The 20,909-nt window shown below is 51.1% G+C and carries 16 protein-coding genes and 1 pseudogene; 15 read left to right on the top strand and 2 right to left on the bottom strand.

Going from position 1 to position 20,909, the window contains the following annotated elements; translation table 11 throughout:
* Positions 1-24 precede the first annotated feature (24 nt).
* The 11 genes from G6R28_RS02655 to glnA all read left to right on the top strand — a co-directional run bounded on the left by G6R28_RS02655 (position 25) and on the right by glnA (position 10,889).
* Positions 25-1,476, top strand: coding sequence for an NCS2 family permease (locus tag G6R28_RS02655; RefSeq protein WP_213792680.1), 1,452 nt, complete (start codon positions 25-27; stop codon positions 1,474-1,476).
* Positions 1,477-1,578: 102 nt separating this feature from the next.
* Complete coding sequence (locus G6R28_RS02650) at positions 1,579-1,794, top strand: cold-shock protein (protein WP_213792679.1); 216 nt, start codon at positions 1,579-1,581, stop codon at positions 1,792-1,794.
* A 2-nt stretch (positions 1,795-1,796) separates the two neighbouring features.
* On the top strand, positions 1,797-2,372 hold the full coding sequence (locus G6R28_RS02645) for an NUDIX hydrolase (protein ID WP_213792678.1): 576 nt from the start codon (positions 1,797-1,799) through the stop codon (positions 2,370-2,372).
* On the top strand, positions 2,362-2,661 hold the full coding sequence (locus tag G6R28_RS02640) for a hypothetical protein (RefSeq protein WP_213792677.1): 300 nt from the start codon (positions 2,362-2,364) through the stop codon (positions 2,659-2,661). The genes G6R28_RS02645 and G6R28_RS02640 overlap by 11 nt, the downstream gene beginning before the upstream one ends.
* An 11-nt stretch (positions 2,662-2,672) precedes the next feature.
* A complete protein-coding gene (locus tag G6R28_RS02635; RefSeq protein ID WP_213792676.1) occupies positions 2,673-3,353 on the top strand; it encodes a 5'-methylthioadenosine/adenosylhomocysteine nucleosidase in 681 nt (226 codons plus the stop codon).
* 22 nt (positions 3,354-3,375) lie between these two features.
* The gene (gene ytpR / locus G6R28_RS02630) at positions 3,376-4,035 is read left to right on the top strand and encodes a YtpR family tRNA-binding protein (protein ID WP_213792675.1); all 660 of its coding nucleotides are present in this window, start codon (positions 3,376-3,378) and stop codon (positions 4,033-4,035) included.
* Positions 4,036-4,046: 11 nt separating this feature from the next.
* Positions 4,047-5,381 (top strand): UDP-N-acetylmuramate--L-alanine ligase, encoded by a 1,335-nt coding sequence (gene murC / locus G6R28_RS02625; protein ID WP_213792674.1) that lies wholly within the window; start codon positions 4,047-4,049, stop codon positions 5,379-5,381.
* 72 nt (positions 5,382-5,453) lie between these two features.
* Positions 5,454-6,179: a Bax inhibitor-1/YccA family protein gene (locus G6R28_RS02620; protein WP_213792673.1), complete on the top strand. Its 726-nt coding sequence runs from the start codon at positions 5,454-5,456 to the stop codon at positions 6,177-6,179.
* A 72-nt stretch (positions 6,180-6,251) separates the two neighbouring features.
* Positions 6,252-8,945, top strand: coding sequence for a DNA polymerase I (polA, locus tag G6R28_RS02615; protein WP_213792672.1), 2,694 nt, complete (start codon positions 6,252-6,254; stop codon positions 8,943-8,945).
* A gap of 210 nt (positions 8,946-9,155) precedes the next feature.
* On the top strand, positions 9,156-9,497 hold the full coding sequence (locus tag G6R28_RS02610; protein WP_213792671.1) for a MerR family transcriptional regulator: 342 nt from the start codon (positions 9,156-9,158) through the stop codon (positions 9,495-9,497).
* A gap of 42 nt (positions 9,498-9,539) precedes the next feature.
* On the top strand, positions 9,540-10,889 hold the full coding sequence (glnA, locus tag G6R28_RS02605; RefSeq protein WP_213792670.1) for a type I glutamate--ammonia ligase: 1,350 nt from the start codon (positions 9,540-9,542) through the stop codon (positions 10,887-10,889).
* 52 nt (positions 10,890-10,941) lie between these two features.
* Here the strand turns inward: glnA and G6R28_RS02600 are convergent, their stop codons facing one another.
* A complete protein-coding gene (locus tag G6R28_RS02600; RefSeq protein ID WP_213792669.1) occupies positions 10,942-12,156 on the bottom strand; it encodes an MFS transporter in 1,215 nt (404 codons plus the stop codon).
* Positions 12,157-12,390: 234 nt separating this feature from the next.
* On the opposite strand from G6R28_RS02600, the gene G6R28_RS02595 reads away from it, so the two are divergent.
* Both G6R28_RS02595 and G6R28_RS02590 read left to right on the top strand, forming a co-directional pair.
* Positions 12,391-14,628 carry a RelA/SpoT family protein gene (locus G6R28_RS02595; RefSeq protein ID WP_213792668.1) on the top strand — a complete coding sequence of 746 codons (2,238 nt, stop codon included), beginning with the start codon at positions 12,391-12,393 and terminating at the stop codon, positions 14,626-14,628.
* 27 nt (positions 14,629-14,655) lie between these two features.
* Positions 14,656-15,231, top strand: coding sequence for a hypothetical protein (locus tag G6R28_RS02590; protein WP_213792667.1), 576 nt, complete (start codon positions 14,656-14,658; stop codon positions 15,229-15,231).
* A gap of 45 nt (positions 15,232-15,276) precedes the next feature.
* Here G6R28_RS02590 and plsY read toward each other — a convergent pair whose 3' ends face one another.
* Entirely contained in the window at positions 15,277-15,888 is a 612-nt protein-coding gene (gene plsY / locus G6R28_RS02585; RefSeq protein ID WP_213792666.1) for a glycerol-3-phosphate 1-O-acyltransferase PlsY, read from the bottom strand.
* A 239-nt stretch (positions 15,889-16,127) separates the two neighbouring features.
* Here plsY and parE point away from each other — a divergent pair.
* A pseudogene (parE, locus tag G6R28_RS02580) lies at positions 16,128-18,104 on the top strand (DNA topoisomerase IV subunit B); the annotation flags it as partial.
* A gap of 330 nt (positions 18,105-18,434) precedes the next feature.
* A complete protein-coding gene (parC, locus tag G6R28_RS02575) occupies positions 18,435-20,867 on the top strand; it encodes a DNA topoisomerase IV subunit A (protein WP_213792665.1) in 2,433 nt (810 codons plus the stop codon).
* The last annotated feature ends 42 nt before the right edge of the window (positions 20,868-20,909 follow it).

Below are 20,909 nucleotides of genomic sequence, written 5' to 3'. Positions count from 1 at the left end.
GGAGTGGGCGAAAGCCCTCACATCATGGAAAAATTTTTCAAACTAAAAGAGAACCAAACCACGGTTAAGAAGGAAGTGATTGCCGGCTTGACGACTTTTGTCTCAATGGCTTACATCTTCTTCTTGAACCCACAGATTCTGTCACAGGCGGGGATGTCACAACTTGCCGTCTTCATTGCCGCCATCTTCGTCGCCACTTTTGGAACGCTTTTGATGGGGCTTTACGCAAACGTACCCTTTGCTTTAGCACCCGGTATCGGCATGCAGGCCTACTTCACTTACACCATTGTCTTTGGCTTTGGCTTTAAGTGGCAGCAGGCCTTGGCCATCGTCTTCATGGTTGGTCTCTTAGACATCGTGATCACGTTGACCCACGGTCGTCAGGCCATCGTGAAGGCCATCCCAGAAGAATTGAAGGCCGCCATCGGTGGTGGACTGGGTGTCTTTGTGACCTACATTGGTCTGAAGAACGCCGGCTTTATCAACTTCGTTGTTTCGGGTGCTTCCATTATGACGGTTAACGACAAGTCATATGCTGGTGGAACGGTCAAGGGTGGCATCGATTCTATCCTTGCCTCTGGTTCGGTTACGCCTGAATTGACCCGCTTTACGCAGGCCTCTGCCTTGCTGGCCTTGATTGGGTTGTTGATTTTGACTTACTTGGTCATCAAAAAGGTTCCTGCATCATTCTTGATTACGCTGATTGTCACGACTTTGATTGGAATCCCAATGGGGGTTACGAGCACCCACTTGTGTGCTGCAACATCACTGCCGCACGCCTTTGCTGACTTTACCAACACCTTTGGTGCTGCCTTTGGTTCAAACGGAATGGGCTCTCTTTGGTCTTCTTGGTCAAAGGCTTCCCTGGCCGTTGTGACGGTCTTTGCCATGGGCTTGACCGGGCTCTTTGATGCCATTGGAACCTTGATTGGTATCGGTAACCAGACCGGTATCTTCTCAAAGAAGGATCAGGAAGCCTTTGTGGCCGATAACTCCTTCAACTCAAAGATGGACAAGGCTTTGGTTGTCGATACCTTTACGACGACTTTGGCCGGTGCGGTTGGAACGTCAAACACGACGACTTTGATTGAATCAGCAACTGGTGTCGCTTCTGGTGGCCGCACTGGTTTGACGAACGTTGTCACGTCCATTGGTTTCTTGGCCATGTTGGTCTTGTCACCATTGGTTTCCATCGTGCCAACGGCTGCTACGGCACCAATCTTGATCATGGTTGGAATCATGATGATGGGTGAATTTAAGAAGATTGATTGGTCTGATTTGGCCGTTGCCATCCCAGCCTTCTTTACTTCACTCTTCATGGGCTTCTCCTTCTCCATTTCTTATGGAATCGCCGCCGGCTTCATCTTCTACATTTTGGTGAAGTTGGCTCAGGGAAAGCGCAAGGAACTGTCACCAATCCTTTTGATTGTGACGGCCTTCTTCCTGGCAAACTTTGTGCTGTTGGCCTTTATTTAAATCCACATAAAAAGAACCTTCGACCTTGTTGGCGGTTCTTTTTCTTTTGTTCAATTAGCCATTTTCAAGGCCTTTGTGACCTTTTTTTGCTATAATGAAGGTATGAAAAAAGGTACAGTAAAAATTTGGCAAAAAGACCGTGGTTACGGTTATATCACTCCTGACGAAAAGGGCGACGATGTTTACGTTCACTTTAACGGAATCGCTGGGGAGGGCTTCAAGTCCTTGCAGCCTGGCGAACGCGTTCAGTACGTTCTCGTGCAGGGGAAAGACGCCTTCCAGGCCGCTCAGGTTGCTCCCTTAACTGAGGAGGACTAAGCATGGTCAAAAAAGAAGAACGCTATTCGAGCGACATCGTCTATGAAGGGCCAATCTTTAAAGTAGACTCCAGGCGGGTCAAGCTCTTTGATGGCAGCCTTGCCCAGCGTGACGTGGTGACCCGCGGACCGGCCGTTGGTATTTTGCCATTGGTCGATGAAGACCACGCGGTTTTGGTGAAGCAGTGGCGGGAGCCGGTTGGCGACTTTGTCCTGGAAATTCCAGCTGGTAAAGTCGATGCAAGAGACCATGGCGATGTCAAAACGGCCTGTCGTGAAGCGGCGGTTCGCGAGTTGAACGAAGAGATTCGCGTGCACCCTGGAAAATTGGAAGAGTTCGCCGATGGCTTTGAAGCCGTGGGCTTCACGGATTCCAAAATCGCCTTGTATGTGGCAACCGAACTGGAACACTTGGATGGTTCCGACCAATTACCACGTGACGAAGGGGAGTTCTTGGACATCATCACGGTCTCCTACGATGAGCTGACGAAGATGTACGAAGCTGGTGAATTAAACGACTTGAAGACTTTAGTCGCTTACTTCCACTGGACAATTCGGAGAATGAAGAATGGTCAATAATTTCTTTACACGAAACCAACAGAGTCGTGAACAAAAGGCCCGTGCTAAGCAGCGCAAGCAGGTCGAGCGTGAATACGCCAAGACCCATGAAGAAGAAATCACGGTGGTCGAACCAGCCAACCGGCACGAGATGCGTTTGACGCACAAGGGCCGCTTTGAACTTGGTTCGGATGGCCAGTTAACCCAAAAGGGGAAGACGGACCGCCTGTCATACCGCTATAACCGCGGCATGATTGTGGTCGGGATTGCAACGGTTGTGGCTTACGTGACTTTCTTCGTCTTGCCATAGAAAGGATTTTCATGAAAATTGGAATTATTACGCCGATGCCAGAGGAGAAAAAATCGCTTTCAGCAGCACTTGAGGGTGCTGAAGTTGTTGCTTTTTCCGATTTGGAAGTCCTGGTTGGCCGCTATCAGGAACAAGACGTTTTCCTGGCCGAATCCGGAATTGGCAAAGTCGCGGCCGCAACGGCCACGACCATTCTGACCCAGGTCTTTGACGTGGATTTGGTGATTAACACTGGCTCGGCTGGTGCCTTGCAGGAGGGCCTTTCCATTGGTGACCTGGTCATCGGAAAAGAATTGGCCTATTTTGATGCCGACGTGACGGCCTTTGGCTATGACTACGGCCAGTTACCGGCACAACCGGCTCGCTTTGAAGCGGACGCCGACTTGGTTAAGGCCTTTCAGGCCCTAACGGATGCGCCGACCGGCTTGATTGTTTCGGGCGATACCTTCGTTCAGCAATCAAAGAAGGCAAGCATTAGGAAACACTTCCAAGACGCGCTGTTAGCCGAAATGGAAGGGGCCGCGGTGGCCCAAGTTGCCAGTCGCTTTGACAAGCCCTTTATCGTCTTGCGTGGGGTTTCCGATCAGGCGGATGGCCAATCCGATGTCGACTTTGACGAGTACGTGGTTCAGGCCGGAAAGCGTTCCGCTGAATTACTGTTGGCCTATCTAAAAGACTTGAATAATAAGTGAACTTATAAAAAGGACGAAAACCATGATTGCAGTTTATAATCAAGCAGCAGAAGGTGACATCCTGATGCTGACTTTTGCCCCATCTGAAAACGGGGAATCAGTCGAAACAAAGCAAAACGTAACGGTGATTAAGGACAAGCAGACCGGGGACCTTCTCGGGATTAACTTGGCCGGCCTGGGTGCTCAACTTGGCTTGGACAAGGAAGCGGCTGGCCAAGTCTTTCTTTCAGAAGAACAGGCTGCCTTAATTAACCAGGCAATTGAAAAGGCTGGCTTTGATTTGTCAGTGACGGCCGAACCTTCAAAGTTGATTGTTGGCGTCGTTGAAGAAATGACCGAACATCCCGATTCCGACCACCTGCACGTGACCAAGGTCGACGTTGGTGAGGACGAACGATTACAAATCGTTTCGGGCTCACCGAACATGACGACGGGTATCAAAGTCGTCGTTGCTAAGCCAGGGGCGATGATGCCTTCTGGTGAAATCATCTGGCCCGGTGCCCTGCGTGGTGTTCCGTCAGCCGGTATGATTTCGTCCGGTCGCGAATTGAAATTGCCAGGGGCACCGGATAAGCCGGGGGCTCTGGTCCTGCCGGATGACTTTGGCCAAGTTGGGGAGGTCTTCTCCTTTGAAAAGGCACAAAATCTGTACAAAGATGGCCGCATTGATACGAATTACTAAAAGAGGGCAGTATGCCAAAGAAATACTATTTCATCGGAATTAAGGGGACTGGAATGGGCCCACTGGCTCAAATCCTGCATGACCAAGGAAACGAGGTCGTTGGTTCCGACATTGAACAATTCACCTACACGCAGGCTCCATTGGAAAAGGCGGGCATTCAGATCTTGCCATTTGATGAAAAGAACGTGGCTGCCCACAAGGACTTTATCTTTGTTCGCGGAAACGCCTTCGAAGACGACCAAGTCGAAGTGGCAGCGGCCTTGAAGGAAGGGGTCGAAATGATTTCCTTCCCAGAGGCGGTGGCGGAGCAAATTGCCCAAGCAACGACGATTGCCGTTGCCGGTGCCCACGGGAAAACGTCAACAACTGGTATGCTGGCCCACGTGATGAAGAACGTGGCCCGGACTTCCTACTTGATTGGAGACGGGACCGGACACGGGGTTGAAGATTCTGAATTCTTCGTCTTGGAGGCTGATGAGTACCGCCGGCACTTCAAGCCCTACCACCCGGACTACGCCATCTTAACCAACATTGACTTCGATCACCCGGACTACTACAAGAACTTGGATGATGTTTTCTCTGCCTTTGAAGACTTTGCCAAGGGTGTGAAGAAGGGCATCGTTGCCTGGGGGGACGATCCCTCCTTGCAGAAGCTAGACGTCGACGTGCCGCTCTACTACTACGGGGACGTTGCCGGTCGTGATGACTTCTTAATTGAAAAGGTGGACAAGGAGACCAATGGGTCAACCTTCTCCGTTTCCTTCCGTGGCAAAGACTTGGGCTCCTTCTTCATTCCAATCTTTGGTCAGCACAACATCTTTAACGCGACGGCGGTGATTGCTGTGGCTTATCTGGAAGGCCTGGATTTGGCCGGTGTCCGCGAACACTTGAAGACCTATCCCGGTGTTAAGCGACGCTTTTCTGAAAAGCAGGTTGGTGGCGTGACCATCATTGATGACTACGCCCACCACCCAACCGAAATTAAGGCAACCCTTGATGCCGCGCGCCAGGAGCACCCGGACAAGGAAATTGTGGCGGTCTTCCAGCCGCACACCTTTACCCGGGTGATCGCCTACAAGGATGAATTCGCCAAGGCTTTGTCCAAGGCCGATACGGTCTATTTGACGCCAATCTTTGGCTCGGCCCGAGAGGCCTCTGGTACCGTTTCAGCAGAAGACATTGCCAAGGAAATTCCGGGTGGGGCAACGATTATCACAGAGGATAACCTGTCGCCATTACTCGAACACGAAGACGGGGTCTTGGTCTTCATGGGGGCCGGCGACATCGAAAAGTATGAATTTACTTTCGAAAAGCTGCTCGGCCAAATCCAATCCGACCGAACTTAATCTTTAATCTTGGTTTAAGTTGGATTTAATAGAATATTTTCAAGTAATTTAGATTTTTAGAGGAGGCAACGAATGAATAATTTTGATTTCAACGACCGTCGCGACGTGACGGGTGCTGATACGGGAATGAAGCTTTTCTTCCAAAAGGTTTACGGCTACATGGCCATTGCCTTGGCGGTGACGGCCGTTTCGGGCTACATCGTCCAGACTTTCTTCCTACCACAGGTACTGTCGCTCTTTGCCGGCTCATGGGTCGGTACCATTGCCATCGTGGCCATTGAATTGGTTCTGGTGGGAATGATTCGTGGGGCTTCGTTCAAGAATAACCCGGCCAAGGCCTTTGGCCTGCTGATGACTTTTGCGGTTGCGCAGGGCTTGACCCTAGGCATTCTCTTGGCCTACTACACGGGCGCTTCCGTTTTGGCAGCCTTTGCCTCAACGGCCGCTTTGTTTGGTGGTATGGCAGCCTACGGCTTCTTCACGAAGAAGTCACTGGCCGGCATGGGCTCAATTCTCTTTGGCCTGCTGATTGGCTTGATTGTTGCTTCATTGATTAACATCTTCTTGGCTTCAAGCGGCTTGCAATTCTTGGTTTCCATCGCTTCTGTTGTGATCTTTGCTCTGTACACGGCTTACGATAACAACATGTTGCGTCAGGCCTACGTGCAAATGGCCGGTTCAGGCGCTGGTGAAAGTCAGTTGACCGGTGTTGCCGTTGTAGGGGCTTTGATGCTCTACTTGGACTTTATCAACATCTTCTATTCCTTGCTTCAGTTGTTTGGTGATAACCGTAACTAAGGCAAGTAAAACACTCGCTTCGGCGAGTGTTTTTTTATGCTAAAATCGAAGGAGATAAACAAGGGGTACTTAATGAGTAAAAAGATTCTTTTAATCGACGGTAATTCACTGGCCTTCCGTGCCTTTTACGCCATGTATCAGCAGCTGGACCGGATGGTGACACCAGAGGGCTTGCACACGAACGCGCTGGTCGCCTTCAACAACTTCTTAGAGTCCATTGTTTTGCCCATGCAACCAGACATGGGCTTAGTGGCCTGGGATGCTCGCTCCGGACGGGAGACTTTCCGAGGTGATTTGTACGCCGACTATAAGGCCGGACGTGACAAGGCCCCGGCCGAATTCAAGGAGCAGTTCCCATACCTGCGTGAGATGGTGGAAGCCCACGGCTTGCACAACTACGAGCAGATGGGCTTAGAGGCTGACGACATTATCGGAACTTTGTCCCGGGTTGGTCAAAAGGCCGGTGACCAAGTCATCATCATTACTGGTGACCAAGACTTGACCCAGCTGGTAACCGATGATGTGACGGTGAAGTTGACGAAAAAGGGGGTCACCCAGGTCGAAGTTTACACGCCCGACTTTATCATGGAAAAGTTTGGCATTACGCCCGAACAGATTATTGATAAAAAGGCCTTGACTGGCGATACCTCGGATAACTATCCGGGCGTTACCAAAGTCGGCGAAAAGACGGCGCTGAAGCTCTTGAAGGAATATCACGATCTGGATAACCTCTACGCCCATGTTGATGAGATGAAGCCTTCCAAGATGAAGGAAAACCTGATTAACGATAAGGATGTCGCCTATCGGGCTCGCAAGCTGGCCACCATCATTACCGATGCGAAGCTGGAAATCGGCCTGTCTGACATCGCCTACAACGGCCCCAAGGAAAAGGGCTTGGTCGAACTTTTTGAAAAGCTCCATTTCCGCCAGGCATTAAACAAGCTCCGTTCCCAATCGCTCTTGGGTGATGACCTCGGGGAAGCCGCCGATGCCTCCGAGCAAAAGCAGGGGGACTTCGCCAAGGTTTCAACATTGACGGAGGCATCCCTAAAAAAATTGGTCGAAGAAGACCAATTGGCCTTCCATATCGACACGACGGGGGAGAACTACCACCAGGCCGACATGATTGCCTTTGCCTTGGGAAACGACAAGGTTGGCTACTTTGCCAGTCGCGACTTCACCCTCTTTGATCATGACGACTTGCGGACCATTATCGAAAGTGACCGCATTCAGCTCCGACTTTTTAACGCCAAGGCCCACTGGGTGCTTTTGCACCGTCTGGGATTAACGCTTCACGGTGTCGACTTTGACTTTTTGTTAGTGGCCTATCTCTTGGATACGGTTGGTAACGATAACGTCTTGTCGACGCTGGCTGGCCGTTTTGGCCGCTATTTGGCCACAGACGAGGAAATTTACGGCAAGGGGGCCAAGTTTGCCGTCCCAGAAGAGGCTGAGGTGGTTGAAGACCACGTCGGCCACAAGGCCCAAACGGTCTTTGACTTGCGTGACCAGGCCTTTTCGGACCTCGATGAACACGAACAGGGCCACCTCTATTCAGACATTGAATTACCACTTTCCTTTGTCTTAGCCAAGATGGAAGCCCGCGGCTTCAAAGTCAACCAGGACCGCTTGGCCAAAATGGGCCAGGAAATGGATGAAAAAATTGCTTCTTTGAAGGAAGAAATTTTCCAAATGGCGGGCGAAGAGTTTAACATTAACTCCACCAAGCAGTTGGGAACCCTGCTTTTTGATAAAATGGGCCTCCCAGTCATTAAGAAGACAAAGACCGGCTATTCCACGGCCGTTGAAGTCTTAGAAAAGCTGGCCCCACAGGCGCCAATTGTTGAACACATTCTGGCCTACCGACAGTTGGCCAAGCTGAAGTCAACCTACGTGGACGGTCTTTTGGCCGTTGTCGACCAGGCGGACCAGAAAGTCCACACCCGCTTCTTGCAGACGTTGACGCAGACCGGTCGATTGTCATCGGTTGATCCCAACCTGCAAAACATTCCAATGCGCACGGAAGAGGGGCGGAAGATTCGCCACGCCTTTGTCCCTTCAAAGCCCGATTGGTTAATCTTCGGTGCTGATTACTCACAGATTGAGCTCCGCGTGTTGGCCTCGATTACCGGGGACCCGGCCATGGAGCACGCCTTTGTGGAAGACGAGGACATCCACGCCGAAACGGCCCGCAAAGTCTTCGGCTTAGCAGACGATGCGCCGGTTGATGCCGACCAACGGCGGACGGCCAAGGCGGTGAACTTCGGAATCGTCTATGGGATTTCGGACTTTGGCCTGTCAAAGAACCTCAACATTGCCAGAAAGGACGCCAAGTCCTTCATTGAGACCTATTTCCAGGAGTTCCCAAAGATCCACCAGTGGATGGATGCCATTAAGGAAAAGGCCCACAAGGACGGCTTTGTCGAAACGATTGAACACCGTCGCCGCTACTTGCCTGACATCAACGCCAAGAACTTTAATACCCGCTCCTTTGCCGAACGGACGGCCATGAACTCACCAATTCAAGGATCGGCCGCCGACATCATCAAGATCGCCATGATCAAAGTCGACCGGGCCATCCAAGAAAAGGGCCTGCAGGCCCGGATGCTCGTGCAGGTTCACGATGAATTGGTCTTCGAGTGTCCAACAGAAGAACTTGATCAGCTGCGTGAAACCGTGACAACGGTAATGGACCAGGCGGTTAAGCTGGCCATTCCGCTCAAGGTGGAATCCCACGCTGGACCAACTTGGTACGAAGCAAAGTAAGTGATTGAAAAGAGTCGACCAATTCGGCTCTTTTTTGCTAGAAAAAAGGTTATACTATGGGTAACAGCGGACTTTTGTTGGGGGATTGGCGGCACTTTTAACTAGACCAATTCCCATACCAATTCGGTGGGCGAGGTTAAGAAAGCTGACCAATTTCAAGACAGTCTTGGTTCTTTCAGCTATTATCATTAGCAAGGGGGAGGATGTATCGTGAAAAGTTCTGAATTACAACGAAATAAAGCGGTCCTGCCAATGTCGGTTGTTCGTGAACTGACCTTGCTAACGGACCGTCAGATTCGCTACTACGAGGAACACGGCCTGGTGAAACCAGAACGTGGAAAGGGTGGCCAGCGCCGCTTTTCCTTGAACGACATCGATCAACTCTTGCGAATTAAAGACCACTTGGACGCTGGTGACTCCACCAAGGACATTAAGGAGCTCTTTGATAAGGCCGAGCGCTTGCAAAAGGCCAGGGAAGAGGATGTCAATTCGTCCCTTCGCCGTTCTTTGCAGGACGAATTTGCGCAAATTGCCCGCTTTAATCAACCTTAAGAAAGCCATTCAGACCAATGAATCATCATACGGGGGGATAAGATGACACAACAGTTCATGACAAAAGAAGAAATCAAGGCCAAGGTTGCCGAAGAAAAGGTCGAATTCATTCGGGTGACCTTTACCGACGTGCTGGGGACGATTAAAAACGTCGAAGTACCGGCCTCACAGTTGGACAAGGTGTTAAACAACGATTTGATGTTTGACGGTTCATCGATTGAGGGCTTTGTTCGCATCAACGAATCGGACATGTACCTCTATCCTGATCTATCGACTTTCATGATTTTTCCTTGGGCAACCGATGCACACGGTGGGAAAGTCGCCCGCTTGATTGCCGACGTCTACAACAAGGACCGGACACCCTTTGCGGGCGATCCTCGGATTGCCTTGAAGAAGGCTGTTAAGCGCGCCAAGGATCAAGGCTTCACGGAATTCAACATCGGCCCCGAACCCGAATTCTTCCTCTTTAAGTTGGATGAACAGGGAAAGCCAACCATGGAATTAAACGACCATGGTTCCTACTTTGACTTGGCCCCTCTGGACAGTGGTGAAGACGTCCGTCGTGAAATCGTCTTGACGCTAGAAGAGATGGGCTTTGAAGTCGAAGCCGCCCATCACGAAGTCGCCGCCGGTCAACACGAAGTCGACTTCCGTTACGACGATGCCTTGGACGCGGCTGATAAGATTCAGACCTTCAAGTTGGTGGTGAAGACGATTGCGCGCAAAAACGGCTACTACGCTACCTTCATGCCAAAGCCGGTGGCCGGCATCAACGGTTCCGGTATGCACGTGAACATGTCGCTCTTTAACGAAGAGGGCAACGCCTTTACTGGAAAAGATGATGACTACTTGGGCTTGTCGGACACGGCTTTGCACTTCTTGGGAGGTGTTTTGAAGCACGCGCCGGCTTTGACGGCCATTGCCAACCCAACGGTTAACTCCTACAAGCGCTTGACGCCCGGTTTTGAAGCGCCGGTTTACATTGCTTGGTCAGCTTCTAACCGTTCGCCAATGGTTCGTGTGCCAGCCTCACGTGGTTTGGCAACCCGCCTGGAACTGCGCACGGTTGATCCAACGACCAACCCCTACACTTGTTTGGCCGCTATCCTTTCTTCTGGATTGGACGGAATCGAACAGCGAATGGAGCCAACGGCTTCCGTTGATAAGAACATCTACTTGATGGACGAAAACGAACGGAAGAAGGCTGGTATTCAAAACCTGCCTGACACGCTCTTAGACGCCTTGGAAGAATTGGAAGAAGACGAAGTGGTCATCGACGCCATCGGTACGCACATCATCGATAAGTTCATCGAAGCCAAGCGAATCGAATACACGTCTTATCGTCAATTTATTTCCAAGTGGGAACTCGATAACTACTTTATGAACTATTAAAAAGCCATTGAAAAAGTCCTCCGAGCGCGCTCGGAGGACTTTTTAGTTGAACTTAGTGAACTGTTTTATTACGGAAAATATTAAAGAAGAAGAGTAGGCCGTTTAGGGCCATAACGGCAGCTGTGAAGAGGAAGATTGCCCGGTAATCAAAGAAAGAGGCAATGGCTGTACCACAGAGCGGACCAAGAACCGACCCAATTGATTGAAAGGATTGGTTGTAGGAGAAGACCCTTGAAATCATCTCGTCGGGACTGTTTCTCGACAGGAGTGTTTGAATGGCAGGCAGCAGGGTCGCATCCGCAATTCCAACAGCAAAGCGGAAGAAGAGCAGCCAGAAAATCGTCGTGACAAAGGCCGTTGGGATAAAGGCGATAACGGCCAAGACAAAGCCCATCTGCAGCATAAACTTGGTTCCAATTCGGTCGCCTAAGCGGCCAAACCAGGAGGCGAAAATGAAAGTGGCACAACCCGGCATGGCAGCGACAACACCCGTGATGAAAGTAATGTTGGCGTGGCCAGCCAGCACTTCGCGAACAAAGAGAGCAACGATGGGGTTGATGGCATTGTTGACGATTTGAACTAACATGGTCGTCACGAAAAGGGCAACCAATACCCGCCAGTTACTTAGGTCACGCAAACGAACAGTTGGCTTTGCCTTGTTTTCTTCCGGTTCCTTTTCTGGCACCTTTTCTTCGACCAGCAGCCAAATGAAGATAAAGATGACAAGGAAAATCGATGCCGTAATCAAAAAAATTTGCCGGTAGGAGAGAAAGGCGGCTAACGAACCACCGATCAAGGGGCCAATTAAGGTACCACCAGTAAAGCCAGTGACAACGATGCCAAGGGCACGGCCAACTTGTTCCTTTGGCGTTTGGGTGGCAATCAGTGCGTTGGAGTTCGAAACAAAACCACCAAGCGCCCCCTGCAGACCTCGCAAGAAAATAAGTTGCCAGACGTTTTGGCTAAAGCCGGTCAAGGCCATCACAATGGCCAGCCCCAAAGCGGCACGCATCATCATTAGTTTGCGCCCCTTTTTATCGGCTAGCTTTCCCCAGAGTGGCGAGACAATGGCAGAAACTAAGAAGGTGACAGCAAAGGCGGCACCTGAATAAAAGTTGAGCTGGTCCTTTGTAAAGTTTCCCATGGTTTCAATGTAGAGGGAAAGAAAAGGAATGATTTCGGAAAAGGCGACACCGGACATCATGACGGCTAGCCAGATGATCCACATGTTTCGCTTCCAATCGATTGGGTGTTCTTGTTGGGTCATGACCCCTCCTTAAAAACGTGTTGACTATGAAAATATCTTACTCTTTTTTTGAAAGATTTTCAGGAGGATTTTGGGCTAAATTCGACCGAACTTTCTAATTAAACAAAAGAGAGTGGAATGCCCATAGCAAAAGGGAAAGGGGGGACAAATCCTTTCTTGTGTCTCTCCTATGCTTCCCTTATAATGAAACTTATCTATAAGCAATTGACCAATGTGTCGTGAAAGGGGGGTTCCATGACGAAACACAAGGAATATCAAGCCAATGATGTGTTAACCATGGTGGCCGATTACCTACCAGAAGAGCAGCTGAAAGCGGTGACGGACGCCTATGAATGGGCCCGTGACCTGCATAAGGAACAAAAGCGCCAGTCAGGCATTCCCTACATTGCCCACCCCATTCAAGTGGCTGGCATTCTGGCCGAACTGAAGATGGATGGCCCAACGATTGTGGCCGGCTTTTTGCACGACATCGTGGAAGACACGCCGGTGACTTTGGAGGACGTGGTCGACCGCTTTGGCCCCGTTGTCGGGCGCATTGTCGATGGCGTGACGAAGATTTCGAAAATCAAGTACCAGGATTCCAAAGTCCAGCTGGCCGAAAACCATCGGAAGCTTCTCTTGGCCATGGCCAAAGACATCCGGGTGATCATCGTTAAGCTGGCCGATCGCCTGCACAACATGCGGACCCTGGATGCTCTGCGTCCGGAAAAGCAGCGGCGAATTTCGCAGGAAACCCTGTCCATCTATGCGCCACTGGCCGACCGACTCGGTATTTCGGCCATCAAGTGGGAGCTGGAAGATTTGTCCCTTTCCTATTTGGAGCCGGATGCCTACCACAAGATTGCCAGCATGATGTCGATGAAGCGTGACGAACGCTTGGCCGTCATTCAAGAGGCCATTGACCAAATTGAGCAGAGCATTGATGAACTGCACATTGAAGATGTGTCCGTCTACGGCCGTCCCAAGCACATTTATTCCATTTACCGGAAGCTGGTCGACAAGCACAAGTCTTTTGACGAAATTTATGACCTGTCAGCCATTCGTGTACTGACGGAAAACCTGACCGATACCTACGCCGTCTTGGGGGCCATTCACGCCCATTGGAAGCCTTTGCCCGGCCGTTTCAAGGACTACATTGCCCTGCCAAAGCCAAACGGCTATCAGTCACTGCACACCACGGTCATTGGACCGGGTGGCCGTCCCCTCGAGGTGCAAATCCGTACATACAAGATGCACCAGGTGGCCGAGTTTGGTGTGGCGGCGCACTGGGCCTACAAGAAGAACAAGGGCTCGGATCAGCAGGCCAACGTGACCGATCAGTCCGAACAAGTGCTCAACATGATTCAGGGAATCTTGGAATTCCAGGAATCGGCAGAAGATGCCCAGGATTTCATGGACTCCGTTCAAACGGATCTCTTTGTGGACCGGGTTTACGCCTTTTCACCGGCCGGGGATGTTTACGAACTCGCCCAGGGGGCCGGTCCTTTGGACATGGCCTTTGCCATCCATTCAAACGTCGGGGCCCACACGACGGGTGCCAAGGCCAACGGCCGCATTGTCCCACTGGACTACCAAATCCAAAACGGGGACATCATGGAGATCCTGACCAGCCCAAACGCCCAGCCATCTCGTGACTGGCTGGACTTGGTCAAGACCCGCAAGGCCCGTCATAAGATTAAGTCATCGTTGAAGAAACTGGACCGGGCTGACAACATTCAGTCGGGTCTGGATGCCATTTCGAAGGAACTCTTTGATAAGGGCTATGACGTCAACGACTTTATCACGGACGAGAAGCTCCAGGAAGTCGCCGATACCTTCCAATCCGGCACCAAGGACGATTTGCTGGCTGCGGTTGGCTATGGTGATTTGACCCGCCTGGCCGTGGTTCGCGAACTGACCAGAGCCGATCGTGAAGCCCGGGAGGCCAAGGAAGCTGAAGAATTGCAAAAGCGTTTGCTCGAAGAGGGGGGCGCTTTAAAGAAGGAGGCCCAGCAGCCCAAAGTCAAGCAGCAGGGTTCTGAGTCCGATGTTGTCATTGCCGGTATCGATAGCCTGCTTGTTCACCTGGCCAAGTGCTGCACGCCGGTTCCGGGTGACAACGTGACAGGCTACATCACGCAGGGGCGTGGGGTCGCCGTTCACCGCTTTGACTGTCCAAACATTCACGCAGCACAAAAGGCTGGTGAGCGCTTGGTTGATGTTATCTGGGCCGATCCAAACGGTCAGCGACCTGATTACACGGCCGATTTGACCATCCATGCCGAAAACGAACCGGGCATCTTGAACACGCTGCTTAAGTCATTGAACGCCAAGACCCGCTTCATCAAAGAAATCAACGGGCACGTGACCCGTGGTGGCATGGTCCAGGTGCAAGCCTCCCTTGGTGTTGCCAACCTGGCCCAGCTGAACGGCATCATTGATTCACTGGCTGCCCAGCACTCCGTTTACGATGTTAAACGGACCATCCACTAATTAAAAAGAGAAAGTGAGGAGGACTCCGTGTCCAACACCCCAATCCGCCTGGTGCCACTGAAGGATGGTGAGCAGGATCAGACCATTTATTACACCCCTTCAACAGAGGCCTATGCCAAAGTGGCGCTAAAAAAGAAGAGCGGCTATGATTTAGCCCTCTTCATTGTTTTTTTGATTTCGGCCATTATTGGCACGATTCTCTGGCTTGGAAAATTTTTCTTTCCCCTGCCTAAAATTACTCTGACAAATCCACTTGCCTGGTGGCTGGGTCTCTTCATCACGACCATTTTACCGGCCTACTTTTGGTGGAGGGCATACCGAGAAACAAAAAAACAGCCAGTTGTAGAAGAAGACTTACAGCCTTTTCAGCCAAGTGCTTTGCAAAAGAAGTATTTAAAGGGAAAGTGGGGCTTTGAACGGGCCTGGATTATCTTTGTCTTGCTGCTCTTGCCACCGACGACTTTGCTCTTCTTGATTCTCTACATCGTCAAGATGAACTTGGTCGACGCCGTCCTGCTGACTTTGCACGGCACGCTCTTCTTGCGCCGCTTGCAGCCGGATGTTTGGCAACGGTTAAAGTTACCGGCACGAAAATTGAAGTAAATGAAAAAGTCGTCTAGCTCTTGCTAGACGACTTTTTCATGTTAATTAAGATTTCTTCAGCCAGTAGACCAGGCCAAAGGGGATGGTTGATTCATTTCCAGAGAGGATTCGGCCGATGTTTTGACGATGGCGGTAGAAGACAAAGCCGGTCAAGACAATGGCGATGATGGAAAGCACCAAGTCATGGTAGTAGAAAACCGACATGACGGAGGCAAAAGAGAAGCCAACCATTGAGGCTACCGAAACCATGGAGAAGAGAATCAGGCAGGAAACAAAGACTGCGCAGACCATCCAGAAGAGGGGACCGTTATAAACGGACAGAACTCCGGCCGAGGTTGCCACGGCCTTACCACCCTTGAAACCAATCCAGACGGAGTAGGTGTGACCAATGATGGCGAAGAGGCCAACCAACATGACGTTGATGTCTAGGCCAAAGAAGCTAGGTAGCAAGGCCGCAAAAGCCCCCTTTAAGATGTCAAAGGCCAGAACGAAGCAGCCGGCCACGGGACCGAGGATGCGGAAGGCGTTGGTTGTTCCGATGTTTCCCGATCCTTCGTTTCGAATATCTTTATGGAAGAAAATCTTTCCAATCCAGTAACCAGGCACTAGGGACCCAATGAAGTAGGCCAGTACAAAAACCATGATTGTTTTTTCCATTTGTAAAAACTCCTTTTTTAAAAGCAGCTAATATTTTACCACAGACGAGCGCTTTTGGTTGATTCTAAGCAATTCTTTTTAAGTTGACCGACTTTTTACGGCTTCCATTAAGGAATCTTTTTTAAAAAGTCGCCCAATTTTTTTGTTGTCAGTTTTTAATTTTTAATCTATGATAAGGTAGATTGCCAAAAGTAGGGGCTGCGTCCCGCTTTTGAAAACGAAGATAAAGGATGATCACTGTGACAGAGCAAAGACATTACGATGCAGATTCGATTAAAATCCTGGAAGGTTTGGAAGCCGTTCGGAAGCGTCCCGGTATGTACATCGGGTCGACTGACGGTCGTGGCCTCCACCACCTGGTTTATGAAATTGTGGACAACGCCGTCGACGAAGCCTTGGGTGGCTATGGCGACGACATTGAAGTCACAATCGAAGAAAACAACGCCATCACGGTTTCCGATCAGGGTCGTGGAATGCCGGTCGGCATGCACGCCTCAGGAAAACCAACACCCGAAGTTATCCTGACGGTCCTTCACGCCGGAGGAAAGTTTGGTCAGGGTGGTTACGCTACTTCCGGTGGCTTGCACGGGGTTGGCTCATCGGTTGTTAACGCCCTGTCAGAATCCTTAAAGGTGACCATCGTTCGTGATGGCCACCGCTTTGAGGAAACCTTTGAAAAGGGTGGAAAGCCGGTTGGCACTTTGATCGACTTGGGTCCAACCAAGGACCACACGGGAACGACGGTGACCTTTAAGCCGGACGCTTCCATTTTTTCAACAACGGTCTTTAAGTTTGATACCCTAGCCGAACGCTTGCGTGAAGCGGCCTTTTTGATGTCTGGCGTGAAGTTTACCCTGACCGATAAGCGCGTGTCACCAGCCCGTGAAGAAGTCTACCACTACGAGCATGGTCTTCAGTCCTTCGTTGACTTTTTGAACGAGGAAAAGGAAGGCCTTGGACCAGTCATGACTTTTGAAGGCAAGGAAGACGGGATTGTCGTGGACGTTGCGGCGCAATACAACGACGGCTATTCCGAAACCCTGCTTTCCTTTGTTAACAACGTCCGGACACAGGACGGGGGAACCCATGAAATGGGCTTCCGCTCCGCCTGGACCAAGGCCTTTAACGAGTATGCCCGCCGGGTTAATCTCTTAAAGGAAAAGGACAAGAACCTGGAAGGGTCTGACGTCCGTGAAGGCTTGTCCGCGGTTATTTCCCTCCGGGTGCCAGAAGAAATTCTGCAGTTCGAAGGGCAGACCAAGGATAAGCTGGGAACTACGGAAGCCCGTGGGGCCGTTGATTCCGTTGTGAACGAAACCCTGGCCCGCTTCCTGCTTGAAAACGGGGACTTTGGTCAAAAGATTGTCCGCAAGGCTCTGCGTGCCAGTGAGGCCCGTGAAGCGGCCCGGAAGGCCCGTGAAGAGTCAAGAACCGGCAAGTCCAAGGGGAAGAAGGAACGTCTCCTTTCTGGTAAGCTGGCGCCTGCCCAGTCGAAAAACGCCGACAAGAACGAACTTTTCTTGGTCGAGGGTGATTCGGCCGGTGGTTCGGCCAAGCAAGGCCGTGACCGTAAGTTCCAGGCCATCTTGCCCCTCCGTGGAAAAGTCTTGAACACCCAGAAGGCCAAGTTGGCCGACATTTTGAAGAACGAGGAAATCTCGACTTTGATTTACGCCATTGGGGCGGGTGTTGGACCAGACTTTAACATTAAGAACGCCGCCTTTGACAAGGTCATTATCATGACCGATGCCGATGACGACGGGGCCCACATTCAAACCCTGCTGCTGACTTTCTTCTATAAGTATATGCGGCCGCTGATTGAGGCCGGTAAGGTCTACATCGCCCTGCCACCGCTCTACCGCGTTAAGTACCGGGGAAAGAAGGACGACTCCTTTGCCTGGACCAACGACGAATTGGCGCAGATTACTTCCGAAGCCAAGGTCAAGTACGAGCTGACCCGCTTTAAGGGACTTGGTGAAATGAACGCGACCCTGCTTTGGGAAACAACCATGGATCCCGAGTCCCGGACTTTGATTCGCGTGAAGATCGACGATGCCATGTTAGCTGAAAAGCGCGTGACAACGCTGATGGGTGACAAAGTCGACCCCCGTCGTCAATGGATTGAAAAGAACGTGCAGTTCACTCTCGAAGAAGAGGGATCGATTCTTGATAACGTGGCCGGTGGTTCTGATTCCAGCCAGGTCTTTGACCAGGTGATGGCCGGCCAGGACCCACACGGTGAATCAGAAGCCGAAGAAGTCGCCGACGTCGCTGAAAACAGCCCGGCAGCCAAGGCCGAACGGGCCGAGGCCAAGCGGATTGCTGCGGAAAAAGCGGCTTTGAAAAAGGCTGAGTCAACAAAGAAAGCTGACGAGGCAACCGAAAAAAAGGCGGCGCAAGCAGCCAGCGCTCCGGCCGACAAAGAAAAAAAGCCAGCCGCTAAGGCCAAATCAGCAGAAGAAGCTGCTGAAAAGAAGAATCCAGAAAACTTCGAAAACCTGGACCTCTTTTAAACACTGATTACGAAAGGATAGGGGATTGCTCAAATGGCAGACCGCATTACCGAGCTTTCATTAGAAGCCGTCATGGGCGAGCGCTTCGGACGTTATTCGAAGTACATTATTCAAGAACGCGCCCTGCCCGACATTCGTGATGGACTAAAGCCTGTTCAACGGCGTATTTTGTATGCCATGGAGCAGGACTCCAACACCTACGATCACCCGTACCGTAAGTCTGCAAAGGCTGTCGGAAACATCATGGGTAACTTTCACCCCCACGGGGATTCCTCCATTTACGAGGCTATGGTTCGCTTGTCACAGGACTGGAAGGTCCGCGAACCACTGATTGACATGAACGGAAACAACGGTTCGGTCGATAACGATCCGGCCGCCGCTATGCGATACACGGAGTCTCGTTTGGCCAAAGTCTCGGGCGAAATCCTAAAGGATTTGGCCCAAGACACGGTGGAAATGGTCTTGAACTTCGATGATACGACCTATGAACCAACCGTTTTGCCTTCACGAATTCCAAACCTCTTTGTAAACGGGGCAACGGGGATATCTGCCGGTTATGCTACGGATATTCCCCCACACAACTTAAAGGAAATCAACGATGCCTTGATCTACCTGTTGGATCATCCGGAAGCGTCTTTGGCGGATTTGATGAAATTCGTCAAGGGACCGGATTTCCCAACGGGGGGCATTATTCAGGGATTAGACGGGATTAAGCAGGCCTATGAGACCGGCCGTGGTCGCGTCGTTGTTCGTGCCAAGACCGAAGTGACGCCGCTCAAGGGTGGTAAGCAGAAGATTGAAATCACGGAAATTCCATACGAAGTGGTCAAGTCCACTTTGGTGGCCAAGATTGATGCGATTCGCTTGAATAAAGAAGTCGCCGGAATTTCTGAAGTCCGCGATGAATCGGACCGTAACGGGATGTCGATTGTCATCGAATTGGCCAAGGATGCCTCGGCCGATGGTATCTTGACCTACCTCTTTAAGAAGACCGACCTGCAGGTTTCCTACAACTTCAACATGGTCGCCATTCACGACCAACGGCCTGTTTTGGTTACCTTGCAAAACGGTCTGACGGCCTTCTTAGACTTCCGAAAGAGCGTTGTCTTGAAGCGTTCGGCCTACGACTTGAAGAAGGCCCAGGCCCGTCAGCACATCGTTGAAGGGCTGATTCGGATGCTGTCCATCTTGGACGAAGTGGTGCAAACCATCCGCTCTTCTAAGAACCGTAAGGACGCCACGCAAAACCTGATTGAAGCCTACGACTTTACCAAGCCACAGGCCGAAGCCATCGTGACCCTGCAGCTCTACCGTTTGACTAACACCGACGTGACCCAGCTGCAAGACGAGCACGACGCCCTGGCCAAGAAGATTGCCGAACTTGAAAAGATTTTGAACGAAACGGCCGCCTTGCACGCCGTTATTCGCGATGAGTTGAAGGCGATTTCAAAGGAATACGCCACGGCCCGTCAAACGGTCATTGAAGAGGAAATCGAGTCCTTGGTCATCGACACGGCTGTAACGGTACCGGATGAAAACGTCCGCTTGCTGCTTTCAACAAACGGCTACGTGAAGCGTTCGTCAATGCGTTCCTTCAAGGCCTCTGCCGACGATAACGGTCTGGCCGAAGATGATCCAATCATCTTGAATCAAACGGTGAATACGACGCAGCACCTGCTGGCCTTTACGAACTTAGGAAACCTGATTTACCGACCAATCTATGAAATCGCCGATTTCAAGTGGAAGGAACCAGGGGAGCACTTCTCCCAATCACTTTCGAACTGGAATCCAGACGAAGCGATTCTTTCCGCCGTGGTCATTGATGACCCAGCCTCAAAGCAGGCTTTGCTCCTGGCTTCAAACGACGGCTACATCAAGCAGTCGCTCGTCAAAGACCTGGTGCCGAAGTCTTACAAGAAAAAGTCGGCCACCGTCATGAAGCTCAAATCTGACCAGGCTCGTTTGATTACCGTGGCGCCCGTTAACGCAGAAGACGAAGTCATGACCGTTTCTGAAAACGGCTTGGCATTGCGCTTTGCTGCTGAAGAAGTGCCCGTTGTTGGCGCCCGGACGGCCGGTGTCAAAGCCATGAAGTTGTCAGAGGGCGACCAAGTGGTTAACGCCTTGGTTGTTAACAAGCAAATGCTTTACCTGGCCTTGGTTACCAACCAGGGAACCTTCAAGTATTCCCGCCTGGATGAGATTTCCGAATCGCACCGGGCCAATAAGGGAATGCAGGTCTTGTCACCACGAAAGACGGTCCACTACGCCGTTGCCGCAGTGGCGGTGATCCCTGAAGATGAAGGCGCTTTGCGCATCGAAACCGACCGTTTCAAGACTTTTGACATTCAATTGCAGGACCACGGCCTGTCCAACCGGACGGCTAACGGATCGGCCTTGCTGACGCCAGCTTCCGATGGACAAGCCAAGAGCATCCAGGCCCTTGATTTGTCTGAAGAGGACTAGGAAAAAGGTCTTTGGACCTGATACAATAGGGATGAATTCAAG

The organism is Fructobacillus papyrifericola (genome assembly GCF_018437235.1).
Taxonomy (GTDB): domain Bacteria; phylum Bacillota; class Bacilli; order Lactobacillales; family Lactobacillaceae; genus Fructobacillus; species Fructobacillus papyrifericola.
The sequence above is the reverse complement of the archived record's forward strand: the minus strand, read 5'-3'. Positions and strand labels throughout refer to the sequence as shown.

Bases quoted from the DNA above. Each gene is read 5' to 3' on its own strand.
- G6R28_RS02595 (WP_213792668.1), top strand. From the start codon at position 12,391: ATGACGAAACACAAGGAATATCAAGCCAATGATGTGTTAACCATGGTG.
- murC (WP_213792674.1), top strand. From the start codon at position 4,047: ATGCCAAAGAAATACTATTTCATCGGAATTAAGGGGACTGGAATGGGC.
- glnA (WP_213792670.1), top strand. From the start codon at position 9,540: ATGACACAACAGTTCATGACAAAAGAAGAAATCAAGGCCAAGGTTGCC.
- polA (WP_213792672.1), top strand. From the start codon at position 6,252: ATGAGTAAAAAGATTCTTTTAATCGACGGTAATTCACTGGCCTTCCGT.
- G6R28_RS02640 (WP_213792677.1), top strand. From the start codon at position 2,362: ATGGTCAATAATTTCTTTACACGAAACCAACAGAGTCGTGAACAAAAG.
- G6R28_RS02620 (WP_213792673.1), top strand. From the start codon at position 5,454: ATGAATAATTTTGATTTCAACGACCGTCGCGACGTGACGGGTGCTGAT.
- ytpR (WP_213792675.1), top strand. From the start codon at position 3,376: ATGATTGCAGTTTATAATCAAGCAGCAGAAGGTGACATCCTGATGCTG.
- plsY (WP_213792666.1), bottom strand. From the start codon at position 15,888: ATGGAAAAAACAATCATGGTTTTTGTACTGGCCTACTTCATTGGGTCC.
- G6R28_RS02645 (WP_213792678.1), top strand. From the start codon at position 1,797: ATGGTCAAAAAAGAAGAACGCTATTCGAGCGACATCGTCTATGAAGGG.
- G6R28_RS02655 (WP_213792680.1), top strand. From the start codon at position 25: ATGGAAAAATTTTTCAAACTAAAAGAGAACCAAACCACGGTTAAGAAG.
- G6R28_RS02650 (WP_213792679.1), top strand. From the start codon at position 1,579: ATGAAAAAAGGTACAGTAAAAATTTGGCAAAAAGACCGTGGTTACGGT.
- G6R28_RS02635 (WP_213792676.1), top strand. From the start codon at position 2,673: ATGAAAATTGGAATTATTACGCCGATGCCAGAGGAGAAAAAATCGCTT.
- G6R28_RS02600 (WP_213792669.1), bottom strand. From the start codon at position 12,156: ATGACCCAACAAGAACACCCAATCGATTGGAAGCGAAACATGTGGATC.
- parC (WP_213792665.1), top strand. From the start codon at position 18,435: ATGGCAGACCGCATTACCGAGCTTTCATTAGAAGCCGTCATGGGCGAG.